We start from the raw sequence: 16,041 nt of genomic DNA, 5'->3' as shown, positions 1-16,041 counted from the left end.
TGAGGCCCAGCATCACCATTCGACGATCGGCGGTTGCAGTCACGCTCATCATGCTGCCACAGCAGCCTCCGAAAGCCTCGGGCAGTCCCAGATGCCGGGCCCCCGTGTGGGCTGGTTCACGTTAGGCTGATCGGGCAATAGTGACATTTGCGGCGCATCGGGGGAGCCGGCAAATGACGCAGCAGCTCGATCGTGCCCGCCTGGCCGTCGACGTGCGGCGCCGCGCGCGGCCGTGGGCGCCGCTGGCGCCGGCCGTCCTGACCGTGTTGATCGTCGGTGTCCAGCTCGGCCGCGCGCCGCTGTGGCGCGACGAGCTGGCGACCTGGAGCGCCGCCGGCCGCCCGCTGCCCGACCTCTGGCGGATGCTCGGCGGCATCGACGCGGTCAGCGGCCCGTACTACGTCTTCCTGCACGGCTGGATCGCGCTCTTCGGTGACTCGGTCGTGGCCCTGCGACTGCCGTCGCTCCTCGCGATGGCCGGCGCCGCGGCCCTCACCACCCAGCTCGGCACGCGTCTCTTCGGCGCCCGGGCCGGCCTGGTCGCCGGGTTGCTGTTCGCGGTCGTGCCGAGCACCTCGCGCTATGGCCAGGAGGCCCGGGGGTACGCGTTCGCGGCGCTGTTCGCCGTCCTGGCCACGCTGCTGCTGGTGCGGGCGGTGGACCGACCGACCGGTTGGCGCTTCGTGGGGTACGGGCTCGCCCTGCTCGGGCTCGGGCTGTGCAACGTGGTCGGGCTGCTGGTGGTGGCCGGACACGCGGCGGCTGCGATCGGCATCCGGCGGGCGGTGATCGGCTTCGCGGCGACGGTCGGCACGGTGGCCGTGCTGCTGTCGCCTCTGCTGTGGCGCGGCCGGGGTCAGCAGGATGCGCAGCTTAATTGGGTCCCCAAACCCGGACTGGCCGACCTCGTCGACCTGCCCGGCAGCGTTCTGCAGGCGGCGGCCGTCGGTGGTGCGCTCATAGTGCTGGCCGCGGTGGGCTGGGCGCTGACCCGGGGACGCTGGCCGACCGTGCTGGCCCTGTCCGTCATGCTGCCAGCGCTGCTGCTGTTCACCGCCGGCCGGCTCGCGCCGTTCTGGGTGCCGCGCTATCTGCTCTTCACCGTGTCGCTGCTGTGCGTGCTGGCCGCGATCGGCGTGACCCGACTTCGGCTGGCCCACGCGCTCGCGCTCGTCGCGGTGATCGCCGTGCTCGGCGCCCCGGCGCAGGTGGGCCTCCGGCGGACCCACGAATGGCCGCGCACGGCGCCGGTCGACTACCCGGCGGCGGTCGCGGTGATCGGGGCCAACGCCCAGCCCGGGGACGGGATCGTCTACGAACCGCGGGCCGGCTGGCGGATGCTTGACGTCGCCGTGGCCCGCGGCCTGGGCGGCGCGGCGCCACGCGACGTGCTGGTCCGGCAGACGGCGATCGAGCGGGGCGAGCTGCGGGCGACGGAGTGCGGTGACCCGGCGGCGTGCCTGGCCGCGGCCGGCGCCGACCGGCTGTGGCTGCTGTCCGACGGGGACCTGGCCAATCCGCTGGCGGCCGTGCCGGGCGAGAAGGGGGCCGCGCTGCGCGCGGCCTACACGACCCGGCAGATCTGGCACGAGCCCGGCCTGACCGTGGCGTTGCTAACCTCGCGATGACCCTTGCTCCGCCGCCTTCGGCCAATTACCCGTCAGCGGGCCTTGCCCAAGGGCACGACCAGCACCGCTTCGGTGCCACCTTCAGCCCGGTTGCGCAGCTCGATCGATCCGCGCAGCTCCCCCGTGGCCAGCGCCCGGACGATCTGGAGCCCCAGCCGGCCGCCCTTGTCCGGGTCGAAGTCGGGCGGCAGGCCGCGACCGTTGTCGGCCACCGTGACGTGCAGCTGCTTGCGGAACCGGTGCACCGCGACCACGACCTCCGGCTCCACCGCGCCGTCGCCGGCGAAGCCGTGCTCGGCCGCGTTCAGCAGCAGCTCGTTGAGCACCATCACCAACGACGTGGCGATCTCGGCGGGCAGCACGCCGAACGAGCCCTCGCGGCGCATCCGTACCGACAGCTCCGTGCTGGCCACCTCGGTGGCCGCGCCGGCGACCTTGTCGACGATCCCGTCGAACTCGACCGCCTCGTCGCTCGACATCGACAGCGTCTCGTGCACCAGCGCGATCGACGCCACCCGGCGCACCGACTCCTCCAGCGCCGCCCGGGCGGCCGGGATGCCGACGCGGCGGGCCTGCAGGCGGAGCAGCGCCGCGACCGTCTGCAGGTTGTTCTTGACCCGGTGGTGGATCTCCCGGATGGTGGCGTCCTTGGTGATCAGGGCGCGGTCGCGGCGGCGTACCTCGGTGATGTCGCGGACCAGCACCAGGGACCCGATCGGCACGCCCGCGGGCATCAGCGGCAGCGCCCGGTGCAGCACGGTCGCGCCGCGGGCGTCGACCTCCTTGCGGGCCGGCGCCTCGCCGCGCAGCGACGCCAGCACCCGGTTGGCCGCGTCGGTGCCCTCCAGCGGGTCGTCGGCCAGCCGCTTGATCAGCACGGCCAGGTCCTCGCCGACGAGATGGGCGGCGAAACCGAGCCGGCGGTACGCGGACTGCGCGTTCGGGCTCGCGAAGGTGACCTTGCCGCTGGCGTCGAGGCGGACGAGCCCGTCACCGACCCGCGGCGCCGAGGTCGTCTCGCCCGGATGCCGGCGCGGCGGAAAGGTGCCGTCCGAGGTCATCTGGGCCAGGTCGTCGGCCGTGGTGAGGTAGTTGAGCTCGAGCTGGCTGGGCGTACGCGCGGTCGAGAGGTTGGTGTCCCGGCCCACGACGGCGATCACCGCGCCGCTCTCGCCGTCGGCCGACCGCAGCCGCACCGGGATGGCCTCGTGGCGGGCGGGGGTGTCGCCGTACCAGACGGGATCGCCCTCGCGCCAGATCCGGCCCTCGCGGTAGGCGATGTCCAGGTGCGCCACCTCGGGCCCGCCGACGATCCGGCCGACCTGGTCGTCCTGGTAGGCCGTGGGCGCCGTGGTCGGCCGGACCTGCGCGACGCAGAGGAAGCCGCCCTCGTCGTCGACCGGCACCCAGAGCAGCAGGTCGGCGAAGGACAGGTCGGAGAGCAGCTGCCACTCGCCGGCGATCCGGTGCAGATGGTCGATGTCACCCCGCCGCAGGGCGGTGTGCTCTTCGACTAGGTCACGCAGGGTGGACACAGCGCAAGCGTGCCACGTGTCAGTAGGTGCTGGTCACTTTGGCCAGGCCGCGCGGGGCGTCGGGGTTCTCGCCGCGGGCCAGGGCCAGCGCCAGGGCGAGGCGCTGCAGCGGGAGGATGTCGAGCAGCGGGGCCAGGCGCTCGTCGACCTCGGGCACCGCCAGCCGCGCCGAGGCGCCGGGCACGTCGGCCGGGCCCACGGTGACCACGTCGGCGCGGCGTTCGCCGAGGCGGGCGAGGACGTCGCGCATTGCCGCTCCGCCCGGGCCCGCGCCGACCACGGCCAGCACCGGGACGTCGGGGTCGGCCAGGGCGAGCGGGCCGTGCAGCAGGTCGGCGCCGGAGAACGACAGGGCCGGCAGGTAGGAGGTCTCCATCAGCTTGAGGGCGGCCTCGCGGGCGGTCGGGTAGGCGTAGCCGCGGCCCGTGGTGACCATCCGCGCCGCGAACCGGTAGCGGCGCGCCAGGTCGGGCGCCGTCGGGTCGGCCAGGGCCGTGGTGGCCAGGGCGGGAAGATCGGCCAGCGTACGCAGCTCGTCGGCCGGCACCCGGCCGTCGCCGGCCCGGATGCCCTCGACGAGCAGGAGCAGCGCGAGCAGCTCCGCCGTGTAGGTCTTGGTCGCCGCGACCGCGCGCTCGTGCCCGGCGGCCACGTCGATGTGCAGCTCCGCGGCGCCGGCCAGCGCCGAGTCGGGGTTGTTGGTGATCGCCAGGGTGAGCGCGCCGGTCTCGCGGGCGGCCCGGACCACCTCGGTCAGGTCCGACGAGCCGCCGCTCTGGCTCACCCCGATGACCAGCGCCTGCGACAGGTCAGGGCGGGCGCCGAACACCGTGACCGCGCTCGGCGAGGCCAGCCCGGCGGGCAGCCCGAGCCGGATCTCGGCCAGGTAGGCGCCGTAGATCGCCGCGTGGTCGGACGTGCCGCGCGCGGTGAACACGACGTGCCGCGGCCGCCGCTCGACGATCGCGGCCGCGACAGCGGCGATCGGGTCGGCGTGCGCCGGCTCCAGCAACCCGGCGAACACCTCCGGCTGCTCGGCGATGTCGGCGGCCATCCCGGCGCCCGGTGCTCCCATGGTGTGCCTCCCCTGCGCGATTCCTGCTCGATTCTGCACGAAACTCTTCGATATCGCAACGTTCCGAGCAGCCGGCGGTGGACCTCTGGGGTCGCGGGCTCAGGCGTTGGTTGGCGTGCCGCGGTTAACGTCGCGCCATGAATCGGAGCGGGAAGGCGGCGCTGTGGGTGGCCGCCGCCCACGCGGCGCTGTTGGCCCTCGCCTGCGCCGGCACGTTCGCCTTGCCGGACCACAACCCGGACGGCCAGTGCGAAGGAATCGGCTTCGGCTGCGTGCCGGCACCCCGCGACAGCGCCCGCCTCCTGATCGCCATGTTCGGCGTCCCGGCACTGCTGATCAGCCTCGTGGTGTGCCTGGCGGTGGTGGCGGTCGTGGCTCGGTGCCGGGCCCGACCCGGGGGGCGTCTGACGGTGGCTCGGCCCGTCGACAGCCGCGTTGATCGGCAGGACCGGCCCTAGGCATGCGGGCTCACGCGCCGCTTCGGCCGGTCCCGCTAGCGTCGCGGCCATGGATCGCACGGCGAAAGCGGCGCTCCGGTTGGTCGCCGGGCATGTCGCGGTGCTGGCGACCTGTGCTCTGTGGGTGGTCACCCGGCCCGAGCGTGCGCCGGGGCCGTGCACCGGCGACGATGCGACGTCCACGGCCTGCACCTGGGGTCCGCGCGTGGCGGCCGCGTTGCTGGCCTACACCTACGCCCTGCCGGCGGTGGCCGCAAGCCTGCTCGTCTGCCTCGGCACGCTCGGCGTCGTGGCGGCCGTCCGCCGCCGGGCGCCCTCGCGCGTGACCGGCCGCGGACACCGGTGAACGGAGACGCCCCCGGCCCGCAGGCCGGGGGCGCTCGCGGGCGGCGAAGCGTCAGTCCGCGACGGCCTCCGCCTTGGCCAGGGCGACCTCGGCGTCGTCGGCCGGGGTGTCCTCCTTGCCGCCGTCCGGCGCCGGCCGGTCGGCCGAGCCGCGCAGCGGGATCTCCTTGACGAACCAGGCCAGCACCGGCACGAGGACGACGATCACGGCGGCCCAGACGAACACATAGGCGATCGAGTCGGCCAGGCCGGTCATCACCGCGTCGCGGATCTGGGCCGGGAGGTTGTGCAGCGCGGTCGGGTTGACGCCCGCGCCGTCGCCGCCGCTGAGGGCGCCGCCGGCCGGGGACTTCGCCAGCTGGTGCACGAAGAGCGCGCCGAAGAGGGCGATGCCGATCGAGCCGCCGATCGACCTGAAGAACGTGGCCGCGCCGCTGCCGGCGCCGAGGTCCTTCTGCTCCACGCTGTTCTGCGCGATCAGCATCGAGGTCTGCATGAGGAAGCCCATGCCGACGCCGAGTACGACCATGTAGAGCGAGAGCACCAGCTTGCTCGTGTCGGCGTTGATCGTGGCGAGCAGCGCCATGCCGGCGAGGAGGGCGACGCCGCCGATGATCGGGAAGATCCGGTAGCGGCCGGTCTTGGTGATGACCCGGCCGGTGATCACCGAGACGACCAGCATGCCGAACATCAGCGGCAGAAGCAGCAGGCCGCTGTTGGTCGCCGAGGCGCCCTGGACGGTCTGCTGGAACAGCGGCAGGAAGTTCATCGCGCCGAACATCGCGAAGCCGAGCAGGAAGCCGACCGCGGAGATCAGGGCGAAGTTGCGGTTGGTGAACAGGTGCAGCGGCAGGATCGGCTCGGGCGCGCGGCGCTCGACGAAGCCGAAGGTCACCAGCGCGACCACGGTCAGCGCGGCCAGGCCGAGGATCTGCGGCGAGGTCCAGTCGTACTCGTTGCCGCCCCAGGTGGTGATCAGCACGAGCGCGGTGATGCCGACGGAGAGCAGGGCGGCGCCGAGGTAGTCGATCCGGTGCTCGGTGCGGTAGCGCGGCAGGTGCATCCGGGTGGCCAGGACCAGCAGCGCCAGGCCGCCCAGCGGCAGGTTGACGTAGAACGCCCATCGCCACGACAGGTGGTCGGTGATGAAACCGCCGACCAGCGGGCCCGCGACCATCGCGATCGCCATGATGCCGGCGATCATGCCCTGGTAGCGGCCGCGCTCGCGGGGCGGCACCAGGTCACCGATGATCGCCATGACGCCGACCATCAGGCCGCCGGCGCCCAGGCCCTGCACGGCCCGGAACGCGATCAGCTCGATCATGCCGTCGCCGGCGCCACCGAACATCGCCGAGCCGGCCATTCCGCAGAGCGCGGAGCCGATCAGGAAGATAATGATCGAGGTAAGGAAGACGGACTTGCGGCCGTAGAGGTCGCCGAGCTTGCCCCAGATCGGCGTCGAGACGGTCGTGCCGAGCACGTAGGCGGTGACCACCCAGGTGAAGTGGTCGAGGCCCCCGAACTCACTGACGATGCGCGGCAGCGCCGTGCTGACGATCATGTTGTCGAGCATCGCGAGCATCATCGCGATCATCAGACCGGCGAGGATGACGCGGATCTTCTGTGGCGCCAGTGCCTGCTGTGCCTGTGGCGCTTGCGTGGTCATTGGGATAGCCCCCCAGCGTGATGCGACTTACTTGCCGCCCGGCTAGTCTCCTTACTAGCCGTACGGTAAGCTCGCTACTAACCGGCCGTCAAGTTAGTTAGGGAGACAGAGTGACCGAGAGCACGCGAGGCCGCATCCAGGCCGTCGCGCTCGAGCTCTTCACGGAGAACGGGTACGAGAAGACCTCGCTCCGTGAGATCGCCGAGCGGCTCGGAGTGACCAAGGCGGCCCTGTACTACCACTTCAAGAGCAAGGAAGAGATCGTCTCGAGCTTCGCCCAGGACCGGCTGGAGCGGCTCAACGAGATCATCACGTGGGCCGAGACGCAGCCACCCGGGCCGGAGCGCCGGCAGGAGCTGTTGTCCCGCTACGCCGACGAGTTCTTCGCCAGCAACCACCCGTTCGTGATGCGGTTCTTCGAGCAGAACCAGACGGTCGCCAAGACCATGTCAGCCGGCAAGGACATGCGCGACCTGATGCTGCGCGTGGCCTCGCTGATGGCCGACGACGCCGACGACCCGGCCCAGCAGCTGCGGGCCGCGCTGGCGCTGTTCGCGGTGCACGGGAGCTGGTTCGCCATCAAGCAGGACATCCCGCTCGCCGAGCGCAAGCGGGTCGCCATCGAGGTGGCCGAAGACCTCTGGCGGCCGCGGGTCAGCTCGTGAGCGACAGCCGCAGCGCCTCGAGGTCGACGCCCGGGAAGGGCGACCAGTCGCGCTCCGGGATGCGGACGAAGCCGAGCCGGGCATAGAGCCTCTTGGCGGGCGCCGAGAAGCTCCGCACGCAGATCACGACCGCGTCGCAGCCGAGCGCCGTCGCCCGCTCCACGCAGGCCCGCACCAGCGCCTCGCCCACGCCGCGACCCTGCGCCGCCGGGTCGACCGCGAGCATCCGGAACTCGGCCTCACCGTCGCCGGACACCTCGGCGTACGCCGTGCCGGGCAACACGAAGGTGACCGCGCCGAGCACCTGGCCGGTCGACTCGTCGGCCGCGACCAGCAGCTCCCCCGCCTCCGCCCGGGTCACCACGTCGGCCAGCTTCTTGTCGTAGCCGTGGTCGCCGGCCAGCTGGCCGTCGTCGCGGTAGGCGTCGACGGTGAACCGGGCGATCGCCGGGAAGTCGGCGGGCGTCGCCGAGCGCACCAGGACCGTCATTCGATGACGGCGATCAGGTCGCCCTCCTGGACGACGTCGCCCTCGTTGACGGCGAGCTGCTTGAGGACCCCGTCGGACTCCGAGATGACCGGGATCTCCATCTTCATCGACTCGAGGATGACCAGGGTGTCGCCCTCGGCCACGGTGTCGCCCGCCGACGCGACGACCTTCCACACGTTGGCCACCATCTCGGCGCGGATCTCGTCAGCCATCGCGGTCCTCCCTACGGCACGCGGCCGTTGGGGCCGCGTCAGCATCCAACCACGCGGCGGCCGTCCGTGTGGCGCTGGCCCGGCCGACTAGGATCGTCGGGATCGCTCAGTAAGCGGAGGTCCAGCATGGCTAAGAAGTCGCGCAAGAAGAAGGCTCGTAAGAAGAGCGCCGCCAACCACGGCAAGCGCCCCAACTCCTGAACAAGCCAAACGTCGCCGGCCCGTGATGCAGAGGGCCGGCGACGGGCTTTCAGGCTTCGGTGCGCAGCTCGGTGAGCTTGCTGCGCAGGCGCGCGAGCATCTCGGCCGGCGCGGTCTCGTTGCCGCAGCAACGGGCGACCAGCGCCTTCACCTCCTGCTCGATGCCGTATTCACGCAGGCAGGGCGAGCACTCGTCGAGGTGCTCCCGGATCAGGTCGCGCCGGTCGTCGGCGCATTCCAGGTCGAGGTAGAGGTAGACCTCTTCGAGCACTTCGCTGCAGTCGGTCTCGTGGGGGTTACCGCAACTCACGGTTCCTCACACCTCCTGGCGGGCAGCTGCGGCGTCACCCGAAGGGGTGCGGGTGAAGCCTCGATCCGCAGCGTAGCGCTCCAGCAGGTTGCGCAGGTTGCGGCGGCCACGGTGAAGTCGCGACATGACCGTGCCGATCGGCGTGTTCATGATGTCGGCGATCTCCTTGTAGGAGAAACCCTCGACATCGGCCAGGTAGACGGCCAGCCGGAACTCCTCCGGCAGCTGCTGCAGCGCGTCCTTGACGTCGCTGTCCGGCAGGCGGTCGAGCGCCTCGGTCTCGGCCGAGCGCAGACCGCTCGACGTGTGCGACTCGGCGTTGGCCAGCTGCCAGTCGGTGATCTCCTCCGTCGGCGCCTGGACGGGCTGTCGCTGCCGCCGGCGGTAGGAGTTGATGTAGGTGTTGGTGAGGATCCGGTAGAGCCACGCCTTGAGGTTGGTGCCCTCCTCGAACTGGTGGAAGGCGGCGTAGGCCTTGAGGAACGTCTCCTGGACCAGGTCTTCCGCGTCGGCCGGGTTGCGGGTCATCCGCAGGGCCGCCGCGTAGAGCTGGTCGACGAAAGGCAGCGCGTCTCGCTCGAATCGGGCCCGCCGCTCGTCAGTCGGCTCCTCGGTTCGGGTCTTCTCCGGCTGCGTCAAGCGCACGTCCCCCCTCAACTGTCCCGACGAGGATACGCGGCGAGCGCCCTCGACAGTCTCAGTTGTGGGTTGGTTGCCCCCGATCAGGCCGTGACTAACGTCGCTCGCCGGCCATTCGGGCGCCGAGAGAAGTGCCCTGAACCGGCCGGTGTCGCGGTCGCCCCGCGTAGCTGCTTGCACTGGGAAGAGCCCCCTTGCCGTCATTTCGCGTTCGACGGCTGTAACAACGGGAGGCGGCCTTACATTCCAGCAGGTCAGCTCGGGTCCACTCGACCGTCGCCCGCAACTCATACCGGCGACCTCGGGGCCGAGGCGAGGTGGTCTGCGCCCAATTTTTCAACCCACTCGCCTCGGGGACAAGTCCCCGAGGCGAGGTGGGCCTGGGAGGTGATGCGGACCGGGGGGTCCGCGGACTCGTGGAGGGAGTCCCCAGGGCATGCCTGGCTCACTGGGTGCAACGACTCACTCACGCAAAGGGTTACGCGCGCGCCCAGCCTTTGCCGCGCAGCCACTCCACCACCAACTGACCCAGGCCGCGCGGGTCGCCGCGCAGGTCGTGGCGCTGGCCCGGTCGCACGACCACCTCGACGCCCGGCGACGGGTCCGGAACCCCGAACGGGTCCCGGTCGCCGTTGACGACCAGCGTGGGCACGCCGGTGAGCAGCTCGTCGGCCCGGGACCGCTCCGGGCGCCCCGGCGGGTGCAGCGGAAAGGCCAGGCAGACGATGCCCGCCGCGCCGAGCGCCACCGACGTGCGGCACGCCACCCGGGCCCCGCTGGACCGCCCGCCGACCACCAGCGGCGGCGGGTCGGGATAGCCCTTGACGATCTCGTGGACGACCGCCGACCAGGCCGCGTCGAGCTGCGCGGCCGGCGCGGGCGCACGCCGGCCGGCGACGCGGTAGGGCTGCGTCACCCGTACGACGGTGATCCCGGCCGCCACCGCGGCGCGGCGCACCGCCATCAGGTCCGGCGCCTCGACGCCCCCACCGGCGCCGTGCCCGAGCACGAGCAACGCCGCCGGCCGGCCGTCGACCTCGTCGGTCTCCGCGACGGCCGGACCGTGCGGTGTCGCGATCTGTGTGACCCCCATGGCCCCATTCTGCGGGCCAGGGGCGTCGAGTCAGCTGACCGGCACCAGTTCGAGCGACAGGTCGCGCATCGGCGGCCCCGAGTCGATGGTCTCGGCGCCCCGGGTGAGCTGCCCGCGCCAGGCGACCAGCATCGCCCGCCGCTCGCGCGGTGTGGTGCCGCCCCAGACACCGTGGCAGTCGCCGACCTCGAGCGCCCAGGCCAGGCACGCGCCCTGCACGTCGCAGGTGCGGCACAGCGCGATGGCGGTGTCGGCCGGCTCGCTCGGCGCCGGGAAGAACGTCTCCGGATCGACGGATTGGCACACACCTCGGGTGCGCCAGGCTTCGTCGAGTTGTCGTTCGGCCGACGCGCGCAGCAGTCGTGGATCTCGACGTGCGGCGGCGACTTCATGCGGGCGTGGCATACGCGCCCGAGTCATCTGCAACCCACCTCCCCCGTGGGGCCGGCTTTCGCACATCAGTGACGAAGATCAGTGATCAATGGGTGTCGTCGCCCGGTGCGAGAAGGCACCCATTGCCGGCGCTGTGTTCTATCGCACTCGCGACCTCGGAGACAAGAGGTTGCAACGAACATGCGCAAACTCGACGTCGCAAAATGCCAACAAGGACGAGGGAAAGGGAAAAATCAACCGGCGTAAATCGAAGATCAGAAAAGGGTCAACTCGACGGGCTCTTCACGCGGCGCACCGAGCGCCGGCGCGGCCACCCGCGCCACCAGGCCGGGGCCGTCGTTGCGGACGTCGCCGACCGCCGGGCCCACCGGACGGATCTCGATGCCGGCCAGCGTCGCGTCGTTCGGCGGGGCCAGCACCACCTCGGGCTCGCCCCCGCCGGCCAACCAGTCCGCCCACCGCTCCGGCGCCAGCACCAGCGGCATCCGGTGGTGCACGAACGCCAGGTCGCCGAGCGCGGCCATCGTGACGATGCTGCACGTGAGCAGCTTCTGGTCGCCCCAGGCGGACCACAGGCCACCGAACACGATCGGCTCGGGCGCGGTCATGAAATAGGCCTGCTTGCCGCCGCCGGGCGTGCGGACCCACTCGTACCAGCCGTCGGCCGGCACCAGGCAGCGCTTGCCGGCGAACGACCGGGCGTACGCCGGGGTCGTCGCGACCGTCTCCGCCCGCGCGTTGATCATGCGGGCGGCGCCCTTCGTGTCGCCGGCCCAGTGCGGCACGAGCCCCCAGCGGGCCACCGAGAGCGTGCGGCCGCCCACGCTCTGGGACATCCGCACCATCGGCACGGGGTCGGTCGGCGCCACGTTGTAATCGGCGACCAGGCCGTCCCGGGTGTCGTCGAACGCGTCGAAGAGCACGCTGAGGTCAGGCGCGTCCGTCGTGGTCGCGTACCGCCCGCACATGCCGGAAACGCTAGCGCACGTCGTCCCGGCACACGGGACCGCCGAATGTCGATCGCGACGCCGGTCTGGCGACCGGCAGACTGGGAGCGTGACCGCACACCTGCCGTGGACCGCGCCGACCGCCGCCCAGCCGGTCAGCACGACAGTCCGGCTGCCCGGCTCCAAGTCGATGACCGCCCGCGCGCTCGTGCTGAGCGCCATCGCGGTGGGGCCGTCGACCCTCGCCCACCCGCTGCGCGCCCGCGACACCGAGATGATGGCCGGCGGCCTGCGCGCCATGGGCGTCAACGTCTCCACGGTCGACGACGACCGCTGGGTGGTCCGCCCCGACACGCTGCAGGGCCCGGCCCACGTCGACGTGGGACAGGCCGGCACGGTGATGCGGTTCATGCCGGCGCTCGCCGGCCTGGCGCAGGGCCCCGTGACCTTCGACGGCGACCCGTCGGTGCGGCAGCGCCCCCTGCGCCCGCTGATCGACGCGCTCGGCTCGCTTGGCGTGAGCATCGACGCCCCGGCCACCGGCAGCCTGCCGCTGACCGTGCGCGGCACCGGCCGGGTGGCCGGCGGCGAGGTGGTGCTCGACGCGTCGGCCTCGAGCCAGCTCGTCTCCGGCCTGCTGCTGGCCGCGCCGAGCTTCGACCGCGGCGTCGTCGTGCGGCACGTCGGGCCGCCCGTGCCGTCCGCGCCGCACGTCCGCATGACGGTGCAGATGCTGCGGGCCGTCGGCGCCGGCGTCGACGACTCGGCCCGCGACGTCTGGTCGGTCGAGCCTGGCAAGCTGACGGGCCGCGGCTGGACGATCGAGCCCGATCTTTCCGGCGCCATGCCGTTCTTCGCCGCCGCGCTGGTCACCGGCGGCTCGGTCACCCTGCTCGGCTGGCCGCGCAGCAGCGCCCAGCCGGTCGACCGCCTGCGCGCCCTGCTCGACCAGATGGGCGGCGAGGTCAGCCTCGGCACTGACGGGCTGACCGTGCGCGGCACCGGCGTGGTGCACGGACTCGACGCCGACCTGTCCGAGGTGGGCGAGATGACGCCGGTGTTGGCCGCGCTGGCGGCGCTGGCCGACTCGCCCTCGAGCTTGCGCGGGGTCGCGCACATCCGCGGCCACGAGACCGACCGGTTGGCGGCGTTGGCCCGCGAGCTGACGGCGCTCGGCGCGAAGGTCACCGACACCGCCGACGGGCTCGAGATCGAGCCCCGGCCGCTGACCGGCGGGGTGTTCCGGACCTACGAGGACCACCGGATGGCGCACGCGGCCGCGGTGGTCGGGTTGGCCGTGCCGGGTGTCGAACTCGACGACGTGGCGTGTACCTCGAAAACCATGCCCGACTTCCCGGCACTATGGTCGGCGATGGTGACCGGCAAGTAGGGAGAAGGCACTGGCGGGCAAGCGGCGGGAGTACGACGAGGACGACGTGCGGGTGCGCCCCGGCCGTTCCTCCCGCCCGCGTACGCGTACCCGGCCCAAGCACGTCGACGCGATCGACGGCTTCGTGATGGCGGTCGACCGCGGCCGCTACACCGTCGAGATGGGCGACGGCCCGCCGGTCACCGCGATGCGGGCGCGCGAGCTGGGCCGCAAGTCCGTCGTCGTCGGCGACCGGGTGGCGCTGGTCGGCGACACCTCGGGCGCGGCCGGCGCGCTGGCCCGGATCGTCCGGATCGCCGAGCGCACCTCGGTGCTGCGCCGCACGGCGGACGACGACGACACCACCCCCGAGGGCCGGCTCGAACGCGTCGTCGTGGCCAACGCCGACCAACTCGTGATCGTCAGCTCGCTCTCGGATCCGCCGCCCCGCACGGGCTTCATCGACCGCTGCCTGGTCGCCGCCTACGACGCCGACATCGACCCGCTGCTCTGCCTGACCAAGGCCGACCTGGCGGGGCCCGACGAGGTGCTGGACTACTACGCCGAGCTCGACCTGCCGCACGTGCTGGTGCGCCCCGACTCCGACCTCGCCGCCGTCCGCGAGCGGCTGGCCGACCGGATCAGCGTGCTCGTCGGCCACTCCGGCGTGGGCAAGTCGACGCTGGTCAACCGGCTCGTTCCCGAGGCCGATCGGGCGGTGGGCGCGGTCAGCGCGATCGGCCGTGGCCGGCACACCTCGACCAGCGCGGTGGCGCTGCGGCTGCCCGGCGACGCCGGTTGGATCATCGACACGCCCGGCGTACGCAGCTTCGGTCTGGCCCATGTCTCCGCGGAGAGCCTGCTGCACGGCTTCCCGGACCTCGTCGAGGGGACGGTCGACTGCCCGCCGAACTGCGAGCACACTCCGACCGAGGCCGACTGCGCGCTGGACGCCTGGGTCGCCGCCGGCAACGCCGACCCGCGCCGCCTCGCTTCCTACCGCCGCCTGCTCGCCTCCCGAGCCGGCGAAGACACCGATTCCTAGTAACGTCTGCCGCCATGGCCCCCCGGTATGCGGACGACCTCTCGCTCGCCCACGTTCTCGCCGACACCGCCGACAAGATCTCCATGGACCGGTTCCGGGCCCTCGACCTCCGCGTCGAGTCGAAGCCCGACCTGACCCCCGTCTCCGACGCCGACCAGGCCGTGGAGCGCGCCCTGCGGGCCACCCTCGGGCGCACCCGGCCGCGGGACAGCGTGCTCGGCGAGGAGTTCGGCGCCTCGGAGGCGGCCGCCGGCCCGGGCCACCGGCAGTGGGTGATCGACCCGATCGACGGCACCAAGAACTACATCCGCGGCGTGCCGATCTGGGCGACGCTGATCGCGCTGATGGAGGGCGACCAGCCGGTGGTGGGACTGGTCTCCGCACCCGCGCTCGGTCGGCGGTGGTGGGCCGCGGCGGGCCACGGCGCGTTCGCCGGCCGGCACACCGCCGCGGCGACACCCATCCGGGTCTCGGGCGTACGCCGGATCGGTGACGCCAGTTTCTGCTACTCCAGCCTGCCGGGGTGGGAGGAGACCGGTCGCCTGGACCCGATCCTCGACCTGATCCGGCAGAGCTGGCGGAGCCGGGCGTACGGCGACTTCTACGGTTACATGCTCGTGGCGGAGGGCGCCGTCGACGTGATGGTCGAGCCCGAGCTGTCGCTGTGGGACGTGGCGGCGCTGATCCCGATCGTGACCGAGGCCGGCGGCAGCTTCACCGACCTGGCCGGGCGACCCGGTCCGGGTGGTGGGAGCGCGGTGGCCACCAACGGAAAAATTCACGAAGAGGTGCTTACCCGCTTGAGCTGACCGGTTGTCCGGATTCCCGAGATCATCTCTGACCTGCCGTTTTGATCGAAATACCGGCCGTAGTCGCAGGTCAGCGGGTTCGGCCGGTCGCCGAGCGCAATGCCAGGAACCTCCGTTACTGTGCCCGGGTGCTGTCCACCAGTTGGTCGTTCCTCGCGGCGATGGTGATCGCGTACGGGGTCGCGAACCTGCTCCAGTCGGTAGCGGCGTCCCGCACCAAGTTGCACACCTCGTGCAACCCCAAGCTGCTGATGCGGCTGGCGAGTCAGCGCGTCTATCTCTACGGGGTCGCGTTCCAGATCGTCGGCTTCCTGCTGGCCTTCGTCGCCCGGCGGGACCTGCCGCTCTTCCTGGTGCAGTCCGCGGCCTCGGCCGGGCTCGGCGTGACGGCGGTCTGTGGCGTGCTGATCCTGCGGTGGAAGCTGCCCAAGGCCGAGGTCGGCCTGCTCGCGCTGCTCTTCGGCGGCCTGTTCGCGCTGGTCATCTCGGCCAAGCCCGCGACGGCGCACGGGATCGGCTCCGGTGGCCTGGGCGCGCTGCTGGGCTGGCTCGCCGCGATCGCGGTCGCCGGCGTCTTCGCCGCCCGGCTGCACGGCGCGCCGGGCTCGGTGGCCCTGGGCAGCCTGGCCGGCATGGCCTTCTCCGCCGCGGCGGTGGCCGGCCGCCCGCTCGCCTCGAGCCACTCGATCGCCGAGTTCGTCTCGAGCCCCCTGCTCTACGTGCTGATCGGCGCGTCGCTTCTCGGCCAGCTGCTGATCGGGTTGGCCATGCAGCGCGGCTCGACCACCGCCGCGGTCGCGTCGATGGACGCCGCCGCCGCCGTGCCGGCCGCCGCGATCGGCCTCCTGTTCCTGGGCGACAAGATCTATCCCGGGCGCGAATGGGTGGCCGCCCTGGGCTTCTTCATCACCCTGGCGGCGGTGATCGGCCTGACCCGCTATGCCGAGCCACAACACCACCACGCCACCAAGGAGCCGGCCCGGCCGCGCGCCCTCACCGCCGGCCCGCGCGCCCTCAAGGCCCGGGCGCTGGCCGCCCGGCACGTCGCGGCCCGCACCGCGGTCGCCCGGCCGATGCCGGCCGGACCAGCGGCCCGCTCCGGCCCGGCCCGGCGGTAGGCCCTGAGGCACCGCACGAACGGCTCGTCGCGTCGGTTCGGTT

Annotated in this window: 18 protein-coding genes; 8 read left to right on the top strand and 10 right to left on the bottom strand. The window is 72.4% G+C overall.

Annotated features, from left to right (window positions below; genetic code table 11):
- The first annotated feature begins 173 nt into the window (after positions 1–173).
- Positions 174–1,628 (top strand): glycosyltransferase family 39 protein, encoded by a 1,455-nt coding sequence (locus O7635_RS14440; RefSeq protein ID WP_278080927.1) that lies wholly within the window; start codon positions 174–176, stop codon positions 1,626–1,628.
- A 32-nt stretch (positions 1,629–1,660) separates the two neighbouring features.
- Here O7635_RS14440 and O7635_RS14435 read toward each other — a convergent pair whose 3' ends face one another.
- Positions 1,661–3,163 carry a sensor histidine kinase gene (locus O7635_RS14435; RefSeq protein WP_278080926.1) on the bottom strand — a complete coding sequence of 501 codons (1,503 nt, stop codon included), beginning with the start codon at positions 3,161–3,163 and terminating at the stop codon, positions 1,661–1,663.
- Between the two features lie 19 nt (positions 3,164–3,182).
- Positions 3,183–4,217, bottom strand: a complete 1,035-nt coding sequence (locus O7635_RS14430) for an SIS domain-containing protein (protein ID WP_278085480.1) — start codon at positions 4,215–4,217, stop codon at positions 3,183–3,185.
- A gap of 158 nt (positions 4,218–4,375) precedes the next feature.
- Between O7635_RS14430 and O7635_RS14425 the strand changes: the two genes are divergently transcribed.
- Together O7635_RS14425 and O7635_RS14420 are read left to right on the top strand one after the other, a co-directional pair.
- The gene (locus O7635_RS14425) at positions 4,376–4,696 is read left to right on the top strand and encodes a hypothetical protein (protein ID WP_278080925.1); all 321 of its coding nucleotides are present in this window, start codon (positions 4,376–4,378) and stop codon (positions 4,694–4,696) included.
- Positions 4,697–4,745: 49 nt separating this feature from the next.
- Positions 4,746–5,042: a hypothetical protein gene (locus O7635_RS14420; RefSeq protein ID WP_278080924.1), complete on the top strand. Its 297-nt coding sequence runs from the start codon at positions 4,746–4,748 to the stop codon at positions 5,040–5,042.
- Positions 5,043–5,093: 51 nt separating this feature from the next.
- Here O7635_RS14420 and O7635_RS14415 read toward each other — a convergent pair whose 3' ends face one another.
- On the bottom strand, positions 5,094–6,707 hold the full coding sequence (locus O7635_RS14415; protein ID WP_278080923.1) for an MDR family MFS transporter: 1,614 nt from the start codon (positions 6,705–6,707) through the stop codon (positions 5,094–5,096).
- Positions 6,708–6,817: 110 nt separating this feature from the next.
- Here O7635_RS14415 and O7635_RS14410 point away from each other — a divergent pair, with 110 nt between their 5' ends.
- Complete coding sequence (locus O7635_RS14410) at positions 6,818–7,372, top strand: TetR/AcrR family transcriptional regulator (protein ID WP_278080922.1); 555 nt, start codon at positions 6,818–6,820, stop codon at positions 7,370–7,372.
- Here O7635_RS14410 and O7635_RS14405 read toward each other — a convergent pair.
- From O7635_RS14405 to O7635_RS14375, 7 genes are all read right to left on the bottom strand, one after another.
- A complete protein-coding gene (locus O7635_RS14405) occupies positions 7,362–7,862 on the bottom strand; it encodes an N-acetyltransferase (RefSeq protein WP_278080921.1) in 501 nt (166 codons plus the stop codon). The genes O7635_RS14410 and O7635_RS14405 overlap by 11 nt on opposite strands.
- Positions 7,859–8,074 (bottom strand): biotin/lipoyl-binding carrier protein, encoded by a 216-nt coding sequence (locus O7635_RS14400; RefSeq protein ID WP_278080920.1) that lies wholly within the window; start codon positions 8,072–8,074, stop codon positions 7,859–7,861. Before O7635_RS14400 ends, O7635_RS14405 begins: the two co-directional genes overlap by 4 nt.
- Before the next feature lie 250 nt (positions 8,075–8,324).
- Positions 8,325–8,585 (bottom strand): mycothiol system anti-sigma-R factor, encoded by a 261-nt coding sequence (rsrA, locus tag O7635_RS14395; RefSeq protein WP_278080919.1) that lies wholly within the window; start codon positions 8,583–8,585, stop codon positions 8,325–8,327.
- Positions 8,586–8,591: 6 nt separating this feature from the next.
- On the bottom strand, positions 8,592–9,428 hold the full coding sequence (locus O7635_RS14390) for a sigma-70 family RNA polymerase sigma factor (RefSeq protein ID WP_278080918.1): 837 nt from the start codon (positions 9,426–9,428) through the stop codon (positions 8,592–8,594).
- Between the two features lie 274 nt (positions 9,429–9,702).
- Entirely contained in the window at positions 9,703–10,317 is a 615-nt protein-coding gene (locus O7635_RS14385) for an alpha/beta family hydrolase (protein ID WP_278080917.1), read from the bottom strand.
- Positions 10,318–10,347: 30 nt separating this feature from the next.
- Complete coding sequence (locus tag O7635_RS14380) at positions 10,348–10,737, bottom strand: WhiB family transcriptional regulator (RefSeq protein WP_203708743.1); 390 nt, start codon at positions 10,735–10,737, stop codon at positions 10,348–10,350.
- Between the two features lie 227 nt (positions 10,738–10,964).
- Positions 10,965–11,678 (bottom strand): SOS response-associated peptidase, encoded by a 714-nt coding sequence (locus O7635_RS14375; RefSeq protein ID WP_278080916.1) that lies wholly within the window; start codon positions 11,676–11,678, stop codon positions 10,965–10,967.
- Positions 11,679–11,766: 88 nt separating this feature from the next.
- On the opposite strand from O7635_RS14375, the gene aroA reads away from it, so the two are divergent.
- From aroA to O7635_RS14355, 4 genes are all read left to right on the top strand, one after another.
- Positions 11,767–13,047 carry a 3-phosphoshikimate 1-carboxyvinyltransferase gene (aroA, locus tag O7635_RS14370; protein WP_278080915.1) on the top strand — a complete coding sequence of 427 codons (1,281 nt, stop codon included), beginning with the start codon at positions 11,767–11,769 and terminating at the stop codon, positions 13,045–13,047.
- A 10-nt stretch (positions 13,048–13,057) separates the two neighbouring features.
- Positions 13,058–14,071, top strand: a complete 1,014-nt coding sequence (gene rsgA / locus O7635_RS14365; protein WP_278085479.1) for a ribosome small subunit-dependent GTPase A — start codon at positions 13,058–13,060, stop codon at positions 14,069–14,071.
- 14 nt (positions 14,072–14,085) lie between these two features.
- A complete protein-coding gene (gene hisN, locus O7635_RS14360) occupies positions 14,086–14,880 on the top strand; it encodes a histidinol-phosphatase (protein WP_278080914.1) in 795 nt (264 codons plus the stop codon).
- Between the two features lie 161 nt (positions 14,881–15,041).
- The gene (locus O7635_RS14355) at positions 15,042–15,998 is read left to right on the top strand and encodes a hypothetical protein (protein ID WP_278085478.1); all 957 of its coding nucleotides are present in this window, start codon (positions 15,042–15,044) and stop codon (positions 15,996–15,998) included.
- The last annotated feature ends 43 nt before the right edge of the window (positions 15,999–16,041 follow it).

It is taken from the genome of Asanoa sp. WMMD1127 (assembly GCF_029626225.1).
In the GTDB taxonomy this organism is placed as follows: domain Bacteria; phylum Actinomycetota; class Actinomycetes; order Mycobacteriales; family Micromonosporaceae; genus Asanoa.
The sequence above is the reverse complement of the archived record's forward strand: the minus strand, read 5'-3'. Positions and strand labels throughout refer to the sequence as shown.